Origin of the sequence: Mucilaginibacter sp. PAMC 26640, assembly GCA_001596135.1 — a bacterium.
Classification (GTDB): domain Bacteria; phylum Bacteroidota; class Bacteroidia; order Sphingobacteriales; family Sphingobacteriaceae; genus Mucilaginibacter.
On the sequence record CP014773.1, the window covers coordinates 448,536 to 464,422 of the forward strand.

Below are 15,887 nucleotides of genomic sequence, written 5' to 3' on the forward strand. Positions count from 1 at the left end.
CCGAAATCAAAACCATGCTCGATCCTAAAGTATTAATGACCATTAAGGATTTGCCGTTACTGGCGAAAACGGTTATTGATGGCTTTATGAACGGTTTTAATAAAAGCACAGTAAAAGGCCCCGGACTGGAATTTAGCCAATACCGCAGTTACCAGCCGGGCGATGATCTGCGCTGGCTGGATTGGCGTATGTTTGCCCGCAGCGACCGCTACTACATCCGCGAATCGGAGGTGGAGACAAGCATTTCCGTGCGGTTTTTGGTAGATGCCAGTGCATCTATGAACCATGATGATAACGGGGTTAAAAAAATAGACTACGCGCGGTTCCTGGCCGCATCGCTGGCTTATCTGGCCAACTTACAAGGCGATAGCGTTGCGCTGAACATTTTTAAAGATGGCGAGTTGTTTTCGCTTCCATCCAAGCCCGATCCGCAGCATTTACAACGGCTTTTTCACCACCTGCAGCAGGTTGAGGCGGGCGGCACATTTACCAAGCCTGTACATTACAAAGAGCTATTTGCCGGCAATGGTCGTAAAGAGCTGCTGGTTTTTGTTACCGATATGTATCAGGCGGATGGGGAGATCAACGCTTTGCTATCCACACTGGCAGCATTAAAGCATGAGGTTATTGTATTTCATCTGATGGGGCAGAATGAGCTGGATTTTGATTTTAAAGGTTACAGCACACTGGAAGACCTGGAAACCGGCGAGACCATCCAGGTGAACACACAACGCGCCAGAGATACTTATAAAGAGCGGCTGCAGCAGCACTTAACAGATATCCGCTCGGAATTATTAAGTAAGCGCATTTCTTACCGGATGCTCAGCACGGCACAACCACTGGATGAAGCCCTGCGGGATTTTTTGATACAACGAAAAAAAGGGATATGAAACTAAAAAAACCAAGGTCCTTATTCTTACCCTCTTTGCGTAGCAGGGAGGGTCAACCAGTGGAGCGTAGTCGGGGTGAGTTAAATAATCGCCCGGCAACCTTGTACTCACTATTCGCTCCTCACTCCTCGCTCCTAACTCCTAACTAAATGACCTTCCTCTCCCCCATATGGTTTTTTGCACTGGCGGCGCTCAGCATCCCGGTACTGATCCATTTGTGGAATATCCGGCCGGGTAAAACGTTGAAAGTCGGCAGCATCTCCTTAATCACCGAGGCTTCAAAAAACACCAGTCGCAGTTTTAAACTGATGGACCTTTTGCTGCTATTGCTGCGTTGCTTACTGCTGGCCTTAGCAGCCTTATTTTTGGCATCGCCGGTTTGGCTGCGGAATCCGGAGAGCGACAAGGCAAAAGGCTGGGTACTCCTTCCCAGGGAGAACCTTAAAGAGAGCTATCAAAAATTTAAGTCCAGGGTAGATTCGCTGACTAAAGCGGGTTTCGAACTGCATTATTTTAATACAGGCTTTTTAAAGATCGATACAGCGAAGCTACCGGTTATTGCTCCTGATACCACTGGTAACGCCGGTACAGCAAATTACTGGAGCCTGATCAAACAACTGGACAAGCAAGTATCGGCTTCGTTACCGGTTGTTGTGATTACCCCAAACAACCAGCATCATTTCAGCGGTAAAAAACCATCTGTAAACCTCAACTTAAAATGGCAAACTTATACAGCAGCCGATTCCACAAGCAAATGGATCGCAGGCGCCTGGTTTACCGCCAACAATGCCATTAAAGTAACCGTGGGCAACAGTGGCCCAGCCGGCACTTATTTTACCGACAAATACATCCGGAATGATGGGGATGCAGAACTGACAGCTAACGTACAAAACGGCCAGCCAGTTGTGAATCTCAAAGCCACTGGTTCAACGCCTGTGATTGTTGATACGGCTACGCTCCGCATCGCAGTTTATACCGATCAATATGCGCTGGATGCTAACTATTTAACCGCGGCTTTAAACGCGGTACTGACCTTCAGGGGAGGCCGGGCCATAGTTAAACAATACAGGCACCCGGAACAGATCCCCGGCGGACAAACCTGGCTATTCTGGCTATCGGATGCGCCTTTAAACAGCCAAGCAACTCAAAAAGCTGGGCACACTTTTAAATACGAACCCGGCAAGGTAAGCAACGTATCCACCTGGATCACTGCCACTAAAAGGAATGCCCTTCCCAACAGCGAGCAAAAAATCAGCCTGGCCAAACTGATCGGCACAACACAAAACAATACGGCCATTTGGCAGGATGGCTTTGGCAGACCGGTATTAAGTTTAGAAAACCAACACAGCATTTATCACCTCTATACCCATTTAAATCCGGCATGGACCGATCTGGTTTGGAACGACGATTTCCCAAAAATGATACTAAAGCTTATTGAAAGTGACCCGCAGGCGCTCCCGGCTAAATATGACAAACGGACTTTAAGCGATGAGCAGTTACAACCTCATAAGATCACCGAAATCAAAGAAACGGCTACAGTAAAACCTATTCAGAAAACCGATCTGAGTAAATATTTTTGGTTACTGCTGATCATCATTTTTATTGCAGAACGCTGGCTGGCACATAAAACTAAAACCACTGTTAATGACTGAGCAGGGCATCCATAAAATAGAAGCACTGCGCCGCCGCTGGGTTATATACCAGGTGGCGGCAGATGTAGCTATTGCTGGTGCTGGTGGCTTATTAGCAGGCGGGGTATTTTTGCTCTTTGCTATCTCTGCAGCATGGTCGGTTTTAGTTTTTATTACGGCACTGGCAATGCTTTTAGTTATACAGCGCCCATGGCAAATTGACAAACAAAAAATAATAAGCTTTCTAAATGAACGCTATCCCGAATTGCAGGAAAGCGCACAATTGCTTTTATTACCAGAACAGGAATTAAATATACTGCAAGGCATTGCAGCGCCTAAAATTGCACAAATATTGATGGCTTTAAATGTCGACCATAAATATTTCGCCAAACGCTTTTTGCAGGCACTGTTAAAGCTGCTGTTTGCCGCCCTGTTTATGCTGGCAATATTAAAATTATACAAACCAGGCCCTATGGCAGGGCATATTACCGATAGCAAGCAGAGCAGCAATCATCCACTCCCTGCCGAAAAAACATTACCGCAGATCGATGGGCTTGCGTTATACATAACACCGCCCGCCTATACTCGCAAAGCAAAGCGCGAACAGGATAAATTTAACTTTTCTGCCGAGGAAGGCGCAATGGTTGGCTGGCGCATTAAAACCAATGTATCCATCAAAAAAGCATTGCTGATTTTTAATGACAAGGAAAGGATCGCGTTAAAAGATGCGCATAACGGCGAAGAGTGGACTACCCAAAAAAGTATTACCCAACCCGGATTTTACCAGGTGAGTATTGATGGCAAACTGTCGGATCTGTACCAGATCCAGGTACTAAAAGATGCACCGCCCGTAATCCACCTAAAATCGCCAAAGCAGTATACTTATATAGATGCCGGGGAGGCGCAAAAAGTAAATATCAACGCATCCCTAAACGATGACTATGGCATTTCCGAAGCTATGATCATGGCAACGGTTGCCAAAGGCCGTGGCGAGGGCGTAAAGTTTAAAGAGTACAAGTTGAGTTTTAACGAAAGCTTTGCTGGCCAGCCGGCTTATGATGTACAAAAATTGGTAAGCCTGCCGGCCTTAAATATGGAACCGGGAGACGAACTTTACTTTTACGTACAGGCAAAAGATACCCACCAGCAGCAGAGCCGCACCGATGTATTCACCGTGGCCATACAGGATACTGCCGAACTTTTGAGTATGGATGGCGTTCTCTCTGCCTCCAATATCAAACCGGAGTTTTTTAGGAGCGAGCGGCAGATCATCATCGATGCAGAGAAATTGCTGAAAGATAAAGACAGTATTTCGGTAGAAAAGTTCAATGCCCGGAGCAATGATCTCGGGATCGATCAAAAGTTACTGCGCCTGCGCTATGGCAAGTTCCTTGGTGAAGAGGATGAGGCGCAGGAAGCACCCCGTGGTGCAGACAACCTGTCGGACCCGAAAGATTTCAGCAACGGGGCCAAGATCCTGAAAGAGTATACGGATGACCACGACAAGGCGGAAGATGCGCAGTTTTTTGAGCCGGCCATTAAGGCACAACTTAAAGCTACTCTTACCGAAATGTGGAAAGCAGAACTGCAATTGCGCCTTTACAAACCCCAGTCGGCACTGCCATTTGCTTACAAAGCATTGCGGCTATTGAAAGATCTGCAGCAGAAATCGCGTTCGTTTGTGGCAAAAACCAGCTACAACCCACCACCATTGAAACCCGAGAAACGATTGAGCGGCGAGTTGGATAAGATCATCCAGCCGGTAAATAAACAGGAAATAAAACCTGGTAAAGATCAGCTTGAAGCCCTCAAAAAAGCGCTGAACGTATTGGAGCAGTTGAAACTTAACCCTCATTTAACCGCCTCAGACAACCGCATTTTGCAGGTAGCTAATCAGCAATTGAGCATGCGGGCATCGGCACAGCCGGGGCTCTATTTATCTGCACTGGCCGGTATGCGCAGGATCTTGTTGGCACAGAAAGCCGGTTTAAATGATCTCGCGATCATAGAACGGGCGATTCAAAAAACCTTGATTCCGCAAAAAGTAACACCGGCCGCCAGCGGGAATACAAGAGATATGGGCCTGTCACGACAGTATTACAAAAATCTTAAACAGGCCAAACCATGATCAGCGCAAACTGGGTATATATCGTAACCGGTAGCTGCGTTTTGCTGGCAGTTTTCCTGGCATGGCAGGAAATCAGGCGGGCAAACAAAGCAAGGCTTGCCTGGCGTATGGTTGCCGTGCTAATAGCTGTAGTTGCATTGGCTTGCATTGCTTTGCCTCTTACCTATCAAAGCACCAAACCTCAGTCCACCACCTCCAGCATCAGCTTGCTGACCAATGGGTTTGATAAGGATAGTATTAGCCCCGATAAAAAAACCTTCACTTTAGACGATACGATTAAAAAAACAGCTCCAAAAACCATGCTTTTATACGGCATAGCCGAGTTGCTGGATACCCTTAAAACCCGGCAGCTGCATATTTACGGCGACGGGTTAAGTGCCAACCAGCTTGGGCAGTTAAAAAATGTGCCGGTGATCTTTCATCCGTCTAAGCCCACATCAGGCGTAACCAATATCAGCTGGAACGCCCGGTTGAAAGCCGGTGAAGTGCTGCGTGTGCAGGGCACCTATCAAAACACATCGGCACAAAAAATAAAGCTGATCTTAAAAGGACTGAATACCGTTTTAGATACCCTTACGCTTCCATCAAATGCAACAAGTAATTTCAATTTAACGGCTACCCCAAAAACTACCGGTCGGTTGGTATATACATTGTACACTGTACTTGGGGGCGATACCTTAACCCAGGGCAGTATCCCCTTGCAAATAAATGCGGTAAAACCACTTCGTGTATTATTGCTGTCAGCCTCTCCTGATTTTGAGACCAAATTTTTAAAGAACTGGCTCAGCGAAAAAGGATATGCAGTTGCTGCCCGGTCAGCCATCAGCAAGGATAAATTTAATACGGACTATATCAACCTGGCACAAATGCCCTTAAACCGCTTGTCAACAGCAACACTCCGCAAATTTGATGTGGTGTTGGGCGATCTATCAGTTTTAAACAATTTAAGCGGGGCCGAATCGGCTGCTTTAAAACAGGAAGTGGCAGACAAGGGACTAGGTGTTATTGTACGCGCAGATAGCAGCGGTAAATCATCATGGTTGCAAAGCGATTTCCCGGTTACCCGGTCAGCAAGCAAAGAAACTGCATCTGCCTTGCTTATCGCGGGCAAAAAAAGTACAGCCACAAAACTCACCAATGGCCCCATTTTTATCAATTATAAAAACGGCACCCAGCCAGTAGTGCTGAACCAGCAAACCCAGGTTTTGGCAAATAGCTCCATGCTGGGAGAAGGGAAAATTGTTTTTAGCACGTTGACTAATACCTACAGTTGGGTACTTGCCGGCAATCACACAGATTATAGTAATTACTGGTCGGCTTTGATTAGCAAGGCGGCCCGAAAAGATACCGCGACAAATAACGTGGTTGCATTGAGCGCTATGCCTGCAACAGATCAGCCTGCAGAATTGCAGATCTCCCGGGGTGATCTATCTCCCATAAAAATAAACGGACAAGCGATCCCTGCTGCACAGCACGCCGCAATACCATTTGAGTGGGATTTAATGTATTGGCCGGCAGCAACCGGCTGGCAATCGCTTATTGAAAATAATACTGAAAATTGGTGGTATAATTACCCGGCGCAGGAGTGGAAGACGGTGCAAGCCGCAGCAAAGTTGGATGCCACGAAAAATTATGCAGATAAACACCTTTCGGCGGCTATTGTAACAAAACAGATACAGCAAATAGTTCAGATTGAGGTGCCAAAAATTTATTTTTATGTGCTGCTACTGGCAGCCTGCACTTTCTTATGGATAGAGAGTAAGCTGAGTTAGCAGAGATGGTGAACAATGTCGGCTTAGTTAACTCACCCCGAATGCGCTACGCTGTTCGACCCTTTCTGCTTCGCAAAGAGGGTTGGAAAAGTCAACGTAAGAATTACGCCGTTGTTGGAGTAGTCTCCAACAAACCTTGAGAGGCAGAAAGTAAGCTGAGTTAGCAGAGGTGGTGAAAAATACCGGCTCAGTTAACTCACCCCGAATGCGCTACGCTGTTCGACCCTCTCTGCTTCGCAAAGAGGGTTGGGAAAGTCAACGTAAGAATTACGCCGTTGTTGGAGTAGTCTCCAACAAACCTTGAGGGGCAGAAAGTAAGCTGAGTTAGCAGAGGTGGTGAACAAAATCGGCTTAGTTAACTCACCCCGAATGCGCTACGCCTTTCGCCCCTGTATGCTTCGCAAAGAGGGTGAGAAAAATCAGCATTTTTCGACAACCTTTAGCAGGGAAGGCGAATGAAAGAGTAAATATTTATTAAAAGGTATTCAGGAATTATATATCGCCCTTTGCTAGTGAAGGGCAAAAACAAATGGAGGAAAAACTTTGAGAAGACGAGATTTTATTTTTTTAACCGGTATGGGTGCAGGTGCTATGGCGCTGCCCAATCTTCCGGCCTTTGGTAAACCTATCGATGTGCAGGAGGCCCTTAACCCGGTTGATGCGAAGATTAAAAAAGAGCTGTCGGATGTTGGCCTTAACGCCGCAAAAGCCGCCGGTGCCAGCTATGCCGATGTGCGTATTGGCAGGTATCTTAACCAGTTTGTCATTACCCGCGAGAACCGCGTGCTGAACGTTGCCAATACCGAATCATACGGTGTTGGGATCCGCGTTATCGCAAACGGCTGCTGGGGTTTTGCCGCTACCAACGAGGTAACAAAAGATGGTATTGCCAAAGCTGCCAAACGTGCCGTAGCCGTAGCAAAAGCCAATGCAAAACTAGGCAGTGCGCCAGTAGAGCTGGCACCGCAGAAGGGTTATGGTGAAGTAAGCTGGAAAACGCCTATTGAAAAGAACGCTTTTGAAGTGCCAATTAAGGAAAAGGTAGATCTGCTGCTGGGCGCTAATGCCGCTGCTATGGCGGGTGGAGCCAACTTTGTAAACTCTATCATGTTTGCCGTGAATGAGCAAAAATATTTTGCCTCTACTGATGGTTCTTACATCGACCAGGACATTCATCGTTTGTTCCCCAATTTTACAGTAACCAAAATAGACCCAACGAAGGGCTCTTTTGAAACCCGCCGATCGTTAAGCGCGCCGGTAGGTATGGGTTACGAGTATATGACCCCTTTAGCATCTGAAACGGTTACCGGTATCACCCCACGCTACAAAAAGCGTTATGACATGCTGGAAGATATCAAATTCGCCACCAAACAAGCCGGCGAAAAACTGGCTGCGAAATCGGTAGATCCGGGCAAATACGACCTGGTGCTGGATCCTAGTCACCTATGGTTAACTATCCACGAATCCGTGGGTCACCCTACAGAACTCGACCGTGTTTTAGGTTACGAAGCCAACTATGCGGGTACCAGCTTCCTTACTTTGGATAAATGGAAATCGGGCAATTTTAAATTTGGCAGCGATAAGGTGAATGTGGTTGGCGATAAATTGCAGGTTGGCTCTTTAGGCGCGGTTGGTTATGACGACGAAGGCGTAGGCACCAAAAAATGGGATATCATCAAAGATGGTGTGCTGGTTAATTACCAGGCTATCCGCGATCAGGCACATATCATCGGTTTAAAAGAATCGCAGGGCTGTTGCTACTCGCAAAGCTGGCAGGATGTACAGTTTCAGCGTATGCCGAACGTATCTCTGCAACCGGGCAAAACTCCCCTAAGTGTTGATGAGATGATCAAGAATGTTGAGAAAGGCATTTACATTATCGGCGATGGGTCTTTCTCAATCGACCAGCAACGCTACAACTTCCAGTTTGGCGGTCAGTTATTTTACGAGATCAAAGATGGCAAGATAGCCGGCATGCTGAACGATGTAGCTTACCAGGCCAATACGCAGGAGTTTTGGAACTCTTGTACGCAGGTTTGTGATGAACGCGATTACCGTTTAGGCGGATCATTCAACGATGGTAAGGGGCAGCCAAGCCAGAGCAGCGCGGTATCGCATGGCTCATCAACAACAAAGTTTAACGGGGTTAATGTAATCAACACAAAAAGAAAGATCGGATAAACATGGCGATATATACAAAAGAACAGGCACAGGCTATATTAAAGAAAGTGCTTAGCTATTCAAAAGCCGATGAGTGCGAGGTAAGCCTGAACGGAAGCGAAGGTGGTAACGTGCGGTATGCCTTAAACGCGGTTTCAACCGCCGGGGATATCAGCAGTGTAAGCCTGGGTGTAACATCGGTGTACGGCAAAAAAGCCGGGTCGGCCACTATTAATGAATTTGACGATGCTGCTCTGGAGCGCGTGGTTCGCCGTGCGGAAGAGCTGGCGCAACTGGCACCGGAAAACCCGGAATACATGCCGATGCTGGGGCAATCTGATTTTAAGGAATCACTAACCTACAATGCCAATACTGCCGCCATGACGCCGGAGAGCCGCGCAGAGATGGTAGGAAAAAGTATTGCCATTACCAAAGAAGCGAAACTGAATGCAGCCGGTTTCCTCGAAAACTCCAGTGGCTTTAGCGCGGTAATGAACTCAAAGGGCCTGTTTGCTTATAACAAAAGCAGTGATGTTACTTTTACCATCACTACCCGTAACGATGGCGGCACCGCTTCGGGCTATGCGGCACGCGGCTTTACCGACGTAGCTAAATTAGATACGGCATCTGCCACACGCGTTGCAGCCATGAAAGCCAACAGTTCAGCTGGCGCAAAGGCTATTGAGCCCGGTAAATACACGGTGATACTAGAGCCGGTTGCGGCTACCTATATGCTGGAGAATATGTTCCGGTTTGATGCACGCAGCGCCGAAGAAGGCCGCAGCTTTTTAAGTAAAAAAGGTGGCGGTACCCGTTTGGGTGAGCAACTGGTAGATCCTAAAGTAACCATTTACTCAGATCCGTTTAACGCAGACCTGCCCGCTTCCACCTGGGGTGGTGATGGCCTGCCGCGCGAAAAAACAGTTTGGATAGATAAAGGCGTGGTCAAAAATCTTTCTTACTCCCGTTACTGGGCGCAGAAGAAGGGCGTTGCACCGGTTCCGAGTGGTAGCAATATCATTATGGAAGGCGGCACCGCCAGTTTGGAAGACTTGATCAAAGGCACCGAACGTGGCATCCTGGTTTCGCGCCTGTGGTACATCCGCATGGTAGATCCGCAATCACTCCTACTAACCGGCCTTACCCGGGATGGTACCTATTACATCGAGAATGGCAAGATCAAATTTCCGATCAAGAACTTCAGGTTTAACGAGAGCCCGGTGATCATGCTCAATAACCTTGAAGAACTGGGCAAGCAGGAACGCAGCATCAGCATTGAAAGCTATCGCAGCTACCTCATCCCGCCAATGAAGATCAGGGACTTTACGTTTTCATCTTTGTCTGACGCGGTATAAAAACAACATCAGAATTGATAACTTTTTGAAAGTTGTCAATTCTGCTGTTTAAATTTGTATATGGCAACACTTATAGTGCATCCTGACAGCGAAGAGCAACTTACAGCTATTAAAGCATTTATGAAAGCGCTTAAGATTTCTTTCAAAGAACAAATGGACACCTACGATCCGGAGTTTGTTGATATGATCCTAAAAGGCGATGAGGAGATAAAAGCCGGGAAAGGGATAAAAGTTGACGTTAACAACCTATGGAAGTAATTTTCACTTCTGCTGCCTTAACCCATTTAGAAGACTGGCGTAAAAGCGGTAATAAAGCTATTCAAAAGAAGATAGAAGAACTGATAAACTCCATCATGGAAACCCCGTTTGAAGGAGTTGGCAAACCAGAACCTTTGAAACACAAACTTTCTGGAAAGTGGTCAAGGCGTATAAATAAGAGCATAGAATAATTTACAATTTTGACGGGCAAATAATCAGTATTTAATCGTTAAAAAGCCATTACTATTAGCAAACCTTGATGAACTGGGCAAGCAGAAACGCAGCATCAGCATTGAGAGCTATCGCAGCTACCTCATCCCGCCAATGAAGATCAGGGACTTTACCTTTTCGTCTTTATCTGACGCGGTATAAAAACAACATCTATTTGGCCATATTTAGAGTTGCAGGATTAACTTCCTGCAACTTTTTGGTTTAAATAAAATACCGGCGAAAAATTCAATTTAAAATCCCGGAAACCAATTCATCTTTTTTCATTTTTTTAAGAAGACAGGGTTACTTGTGCTGAATTTTTAATATCTTGAAGGCTGATATTTTCCCCCAATAAAATCGGTTTTTCATGGCTATTGCAAACTATAATAACATCGTTTTCAAATTTATCACCGTAGCTTTAACAACCCTTTTGCCGGTTGTGAGTAAAGCACAATCGCCTTTCGAGGGTTTAGAGAACTTGTTTAACACCCCCGAAAGTTATGTGGCAAAACACGTTAGCAAAGCACCTTTGATTGATGGCAACCTTAACGATGCAGCCTGGCAGCAGGTAAATTGGAGCAATGATTTTGTGGATATAGAAGGTGATCTGAAGCCAAAGCCACCTTATCAAACCAATATCAAAATGCTTTGGGACGATAACTATTTGTACGTAGCCGCCCGGATGACGGAACCACAAGTTTGGGCTACCCTAAAAAAGCACGACGACATCATTTATCGCGATAATGATTTTGAATTATTCATCGATCCATCCGGCACAAGCCATAATTACTACGAGATCGAAGTAAATGCACTCAATACGGTCTTCGACCTGTACTTGAATAAGCCCTACCGTAACGGCGGTGGAGCCTTAATTGGCTGGGATGCAACCGGACTACGCTCAGCAGTGAAGATCCAGGGTACATTAAATAATACGTCTGATATGGATCAAGGATGGACAGTGGAGATGGCCATTCCATTTAAGTCCATTAACATGGGTTTTACATCCGGAACGCCTAAAGACGGGGCCATCTATCGTATCAATTTTTCCCGCGTAGAGTACGATACCAAAATTCAGAATAACCGCAATGTCAAGCTAAAGGATACCAGGGGGCACGATCTCCCGGAGCATAACTGGTCGTGGTCGCCGCAGGGAGAGATCAATATGCACAGTCCGGAGCATTGGGGCTACCTGCTTTTCAGCAAAAGTAATGATGCTGATGTTGCCTTTACCCTCCCCTATGCCGAGCAGCAGAAAAAATATTTATGGTTAATTTATTACCGCCAAAAGCAATGGTATAAAGCTCACCAGCAATACACCGCATCGCTGGCCGATCTGGGTATTGCCAAAACCTACCCGATAGCAGGCAATGATAATCATTTAACGCTTGAAGCATCCAAGAGCCAGTTTAAGGCTTTCATCAGTGCCGATAGCAACGGCGCCAGCTTCAGCATTAACCACGAAGGTTTTACAGAACAGACAAAGAACACCCACTAATAATGAATAAGCGCCAATTTTTAAAAGCCGGCTTATTAGCCGGTGTTGCTGCTCAGTTACCTTTTAGCAGTAAAGCTGCAGAAAGCAATGTTCATCCCAAAAAATCCCGTGGAATGAAAAATTGGATCTGGATCAACCCCAATCCAAAAGATACCGATGCCGACCTGGATTTTAATTATGCTGCTTACAAGGCAGCAGGCATCACTGGCATTTTTTTCGAGAATGACAGCGAGCGGCATTTCCGTATGGCGAAATTGCACGGAATCGAGGCACACCGTTGGATCTGGACTTTTAACCGTGCCGAATTAATTGCGGAGCATCCCGACTGGTACAGCCGCAGCCGCAACGGCGATTCCTGTGTAGATCATCCCCCTTATGTAGGTTACTATCGCTGGCTTTGCCCGTCGCGGCCGGAGGTGCAACAGTATTTGATAGATACGGTGGATAAGATCCTGAGCCTGGATTATGTAGACGGTATCCACCTGGATTATGTGCGCTATTGCGATGTGATACTGCCTTTAAACTTGTGGGATCATTACAAATTAGATCAAACCAAAGAGTTGCCGGAGTATGATTTTTGTTATTGTGAAGTTTGCCAAACAAAATTTAAACAACAAACCGGGCAGGATTTAAAAGCGATGGAGCATCCCGATGCCAGTTTATCCTGGCGGTTGTTCCGTTATGCCAACATCAGCCGGGTGGTTAATAGTATTTCGGCTGTAGCTAAAATTCATAAAAAAGCGATCACGGCAGCCGTATTCCCTACCCCGGAGGTTGCCCGGCGCAATGTACGGCAGGATTGGACAAATTTTCACCTGGATGGCGTTTGCCCGATGATCTATCATGGGTTTTACAAAGAGGAGGTACGGTGGATTGGAGATGCAGTAGCAGAAGGCGTGCATTTTCTGGCCGGCAAGTTCCCGCTTTACGCCGGGCTATATCTTTCAGATTTTAAAAACGATGAAGAGATCCGCATGGGCATTCAATACGCTTTAAAAAATGGCGCCGCAGGTATTTCCTTTTTTGGCCATGTTACGCAAAGTGTGCTGGACCTGTTAAAGCAGGAGACGAGGGTAGTTTAGAAAAATTGTTCAGAACTATCGTCAACTATTGTGGACAAAATAAAATTCAATTAAGAGGAACTGACCAACTTTGTAATCAAAGGAAAAATTAGATTTGCCGCCCGAACAAATTTGCCTATCAACCATGACCCATTTGCCTGTCACTTGCTCAATACTTTCTGCAGATCATCTCGCGTCCCTTATCAAGGAGACGTATAACTTGAAGCCAGGCACTATTGGCAAATTGCTAAAAACAGGTATTAATCACAGTTATTTAATTGAGGACGCCGAACACAAATACATATTCCGGGTCTACAGTTTAAACTGGCGTACGCGGCTGGAGATCAACGAAGAGTTGCGGTTGCTAAACCTGCTTAAAGATGAAGGCATATCCGTTTCATACCCCATCGCTGCTGAAAATGGCGAGTATATAAACGAAATACCTGCACCTGAGGGTACGCGATACGGGGTGCTGTTTTCTTTTGCTGATGGCGAAAAACACTTGAATTTTCCGGCTGATCTTCATTTTAAAGTAGGGCAAACGATGGCCGGGATCCATCAACTCACACAGCATCTGGAGCTGCAGCGTATTACGTATACGCCAGAAGTAATCCTGCAAAATTCGATGCAGCATCTCAGCAGGTATCTTCCCGCAGCAACCAGCGAAATGGACTGGATGCTATCCACACAAAAATATTTACTGGCAGCAATTCAAAATGCCGATACAGCAGGCATCAGAACAGGTGCAGTGCATATGGATATCTGGTTCGATAACTTTAACATTACCAAAGATGGGCAGGTAACTATTTTTGATTTTGATTTCTGCGGAAACGGGTGGTTATGTTACGATATAGCTTACTATGTATTGCAGCTGCACAGCACCGAGAAAGATCCTACTGAACGTGATACCAAACTGCAAAGCTTTATGGATGGCTATGAATCCGTATGCCCTATAAGCGCCGAAGAGAAACGGCTATTACCATTGCTGGGGGTTAGCCTGTATTTTTTCTACCTGGGCATTCAGTGCGAAAGATTTGAAAACTGGTCAAACGTGTTCCTGAACGAAACATATCTTAAACGCTTCATTAACCTGCTGGTTAAAAAATATTTCGATGACCAGGTGGCATCGGCTAATTTATCCGCTTAAGCTTATACTTTAATTTTCCTAAAACCAGTAGCGTGTTTTTAGCATTGGGTTTCACCTCATATAGTTCTAACACGTCGTTCCTGAAAACGTAAGAATAGGCTTGCTGCTGATTGGTGAAGGAATCGAAGGTAACCAGGTCGAGATTTTGTAAAGCGTCGCGCTTCAAATCGCTTTCTGCCACATACTTCTTAAAGTGGTCCAGGCCGGTAACTGTTCCATCTTTACTAAAAGTAACTTTTGTATTTTGGGGCAAGTCCTTTAGGGTATAGTCTCCGGCAAACAGCACACTATTGATCGCGTAATTGAGTCCGTCGCTTACCGTTTCATCGGGATTGGTATGCTTTGCTTTTTGAAACACCGTTTTAAATAGCACTTTATTAAATACCTGGTACAGGATCAAAGTGGTGTCCTGTTTTGTAATGTTATAACCCAACTCATCCTCCCCAAAAACTACAGTTTTAGGTTTTTTACCGGGACGAAACCGCAACGTTATCCGGCCCGGCACATGATTGTCCCAGCCAACCGCAACCTGCAGACTATCACCTGAGACTTTGGCGGTATCTATCTGGATACCGTTTACACCCGGCACCAGGTCCACCGCTGCCAGCACAGAATGGGTTTGCTTCACCTTTTCGATATAATTGCGGCGTACCCACACTCCCTCATAAACAGGCTTTAGATGCTTTATCAGTTGTTGAGTTGGTGAAAAAGTTCCTGCTGGACTACCTTTTTTTAACGGCTTTTGAGGTGCCTGTGTGCACGATACAATGGCGATCAATAAAAAGCATCCAAAAAAAGCTCTTTTCATTTATGGGGAATTGGCGCTGCTAAAATACAGTAAAATATTACTGCATAAATAGCGATTAGTTACATCCTTTTTAAGTTTACTTTGTTAAGGATAACATAAGGACTAATATGAACACAACAAAAATTGGCTGGATAGGCCTCGGTTTAATGGGGATCCCCATGTCGCAGCAATTGGTGAAAGCAGGTTACCCCTTAACGGTGTATAACCGTAATAAAGATAAAGCGGCATCGCTTACAAAACAGGGTGCCGATATAGCAGGCACGCCCGGCGAACTCATCCAGAATACGGACGTGGTCATCATCATGGTAACGGATGATAACGCAATCAACGAGATCTTTAATGGTGATAGCGGACTGTTAAACGCAAAAACAAGCGGCAAGATTATTATTAACATGAGCACGGTATCACCGGCTATCAGTAAGCAAATGGGGGCATTGTGCAAACAGCAGGGCAACCATTACCTGGATGCACCGGTATCCGGCAGCGTTAAGCAAGCCGAAACTGCTGCCCTGGTTATTATGGCAGGTGGCGACCCTGCAACTTTTAACAAAGTGAAGCCAATTTTAGATTGCATGGGTAAAATGGCGCTCAATATAGGTGACATAGGTGCAGGCAACGCGGCTAAACTGGCCATCAACTCCTTGCTGAGCATTCATGCCCAAGCCCTGGCAGAAGCGCTGATTTTAGCCAAACGCAATGGCATAGCCCCGGAAACTTTATTGGAACTACTGAACAACGGCGCATTGGCTAATCCATTTATGAAAATAAAAGGAGAGGCTATCCTCTCGGACAATTACAAACCCGCTTTCTCTTTAAACAACATCGTTAAAGATCTTAAACTGGCTAAAGACATTGGGTTAACCACACCAATGGGACAAACAGCCTTAGAAACTTTCTCAGCCGCGCAGGGTGAGTTTGGCGAAGAAGATTTGATAGCGGTGATGAAGCAGGTGGAGAAATAGCGGTGGTCAA

The 15,887-nt window shown here is 45.9% G+C and carries 12 protein-coding genes and 1 pseudogene; 12 read left to right on the forward strand and 1 reads right to left on the reverse strand.

The window, feature by feature from the left end; translation table 11 throughout:
* Positions 1 to 35 precede the first annotated feature (35 nt).
* The 11 genes and pseudogenes from A0256_01980 to A0256_02030 all read left to right on the forward strand — a co-directional run bounded on the left by A0256_01980 (position 36) and on the right by A0256_02030 (position 14,107).
* A complete protein-coding gene (locus A0256_01980; GenBank protein ID AMR30275.1) occupies positions 36 to 890 on the forward strand; it encodes a hypothetical protein in 855 nt (284 codons plus the stop codon).
* 149 nt (positions 891 to 1,039) lie between these two features.
* Entirely contained in the window at positions 1,040 to 2,542 is a 1,503-nt protein-coding gene (locus tag A0256_01985) for a hypothetical protein (GenBank protein AMR30276.1), read from the forward strand.
* Positions 2,535 to 4,649, forward strand: a complete 2,115-nt coding sequence (locus tag A0256_01990; protein ID AMR30277.1) for a hypothetical protein — start codon at positions 2,535 to 2,537, stop codon at positions 4,647 to 4,649. Before A0256_01985 ends, A0256_01990 begins: the two co-directional genes overlap by 8 nt.
* Positions 4,646 to 6,421: a hypothetical protein gene (locus tag A0256_01995; GenBank protein AMR30278.1), complete on the forward strand. Its 1,776-nt coding sequence runs from the start codon at positions 4,646 to 4,648 to the stop codon at positions 6,419 to 6,421. Before A0256_01990 ends, A0256_01995 begins: the two co-directional genes overlap by 4 nt.
* 543 nt (positions 6,422 to 6,964) lie before the next feature.
* On the forward strand, positions 6,965 to 8,602 hold the full coding sequence (locus A0256_02000) for a TldD protein (GenBank protein AMR30279.1): 1,638 nt from the start codon (positions 6,965 to 6,967) through the stop codon (positions 8,600 to 8,602).
* A gap of 2 nt (positions 8,603 to 8,604) precedes the next feature.
* The gene (locus tag A0256_02005) at positions 8,605 to 9,936 is read left to right on the forward strand and encodes a peptidase C69 (protein AMR30280.1); all 1,332 of its coding nucleotides are present in this window, start codon (positions 8,605 to 8,607) and stop codon (positions 9,934 to 9,936) included.
* Positions 9,937 to 9,996: 60 nt separating this feature from the next.
* On the forward strand, positions 9,997 to 10,194 hold the full coding sequence (locus A0256_02010; GenBank protein ID AMR30281.1) for a hypothetical protein: 198 nt from the start codon (positions 9,997 to 9,999) through the stop codon (positions 10,192 to 10,194).
* Positions 10,185 to 10,420, forward strand: a pseudogene (locus A0256_02015) (toxin of toxin-antitoxin system). The gene A0256_02010 and the pseudogene A0256_02015 overlap by 10 nt, the downstream one beginning before the upstream one ends.
* A gap of 351 nt (positions 10,421 to 10,771) precedes the next feature.
* Positions 10,772 to 11,899 (forward strand): hypothetical protein, encoded by a 1,128-nt coding sequence (locus tag A0256_02020; GenBank protein ID AMR30282.1) that lies wholly within the window; start codon positions 10,772 to 10,774, stop codon positions 11,897 to 11,899.
* Positions 11,899 to 12,981 (forward strand): Tat pathway signal protein, encoded by a 1,083-nt coding sequence (locus A0256_02025; GenBank protein ID AMR30283.1) that lies wholly within the window; start codon positions 11,899 to 11,901, stop codon positions 12,979 to 12,981. The genes A0256_02020 and A0256_02025 overlap by 1 nt, the downstream gene beginning before the upstream one ends.
* Before the next feature lie 124 nt (positions 12,982 to 13,105).
* Positions 13,106 to 14,107 carry an aminoglycoside phosphotransferase gene (locus A0256_02030; protein AMR30284.1) on the forward strand — a complete coding sequence of 334 codons (1,002 nt, stop codon included), beginning with the start codon at positions 13,106 to 13,108 and terminating at the stop codon, positions 14,105 to 14,107.
* On the opposite strand, the gene A0256_02035 is transcribed toward A0256_02030, so the two are convergent.
* Entirely contained in the window at positions 14,091 to 14,915 is an 825-nt protein-coding gene (locus tag A0256_02035) for a hypothetical protein (GenBank protein ID AMR30285.1), read from the reverse strand. The two genes, A0256_02030 and A0256_02035, sit on opposite strands and share 17 nt — an antisense overlap.
* A gap of 107 nt (positions 14,916 to 15,022) precedes the next feature.
* Here A0256_02035 and A0256_02040 point away from each other — a divergent pair, with 107 nt between their 5' ends.
* Positions 15,023 to 15,877 carry a 6-phosphogluconate dehydrogenase gene (locus tag A0256_02040; protein ID AMR30286.1) on the forward strand — a complete coding sequence of 285 codons (855 nt, stop codon included), beginning with the start codon at positions 15,023 to 15,025 and terminating at the stop codon, positions 15,875 to 15,877.
* Positions 15,878 to 15,887 lie beyond the last annotated feature (10 nt).

Coding starts and splice junctions, on each gene's coding strand:
- A0256_01980 (AMR30275.1), top strand. CDS start 36: ATGACCATTAAGGATTTGCCGTTACTGGCGAAAACGGTTATTGATGGC.
- A0256_01985 (AMR30276.1), top strand. CDS start 1,040: ATGACCTTCCTCTCCCCCATATGGTTTTTTGCACTGGCGGCGCTCAGC.
- A0256_01990 (AMR30277.1), top strand. CDS start 2,535: ATGACTGAGCAGGGCATCCATAAAATAGAAGCACTGCGCCGCCGCTGG.
- A0256_01995 (AMR30278.1), top strand. CDS start 4,646: ATGATCAGCGCAAACTGGGTATATATCGTAACCGGTAGCTGCGTTTTG.
- A0256_02005 (AMR30280.1), top strand. CDS start 8,605: ATGGCGATATATACAAAAGAACAGGCACAGGCTATATTAAAGAAAGTG.
- A0256_02010 (AMR30281.1), top strand. CDS start 9,997: ATGGCAACACTTATAGTGCATCCTGACAGCGAAGAGCAACTTACAGCT.
- A0256_02020 (AMR30282.1), top strand. CDS start 10,772: ATGGCTATTGCAAACTATAATAACATCGTTTTCAAATTTATCACCGTA.
- A0256_02030 (AMR30284.1), top strand. CDS start 13,106: ATGACCCATTTGCCTGTCACTTGCTCAATACTTTCTGCAGATCATCTC.
- A0256_02035 (AMR30285.1), bottom strand. CDS start 14,915: ATGAAAAGAGCTTTTTTTGGATGCTTTTTATTGATCGCCATTGTATCG.
- A0256_02040 (AMR30286.1), top strand. CDS start 15,023: ATGAACACAACAAAAATTGGCTGGATAGGCCTCGGTTTAATGGGGATC.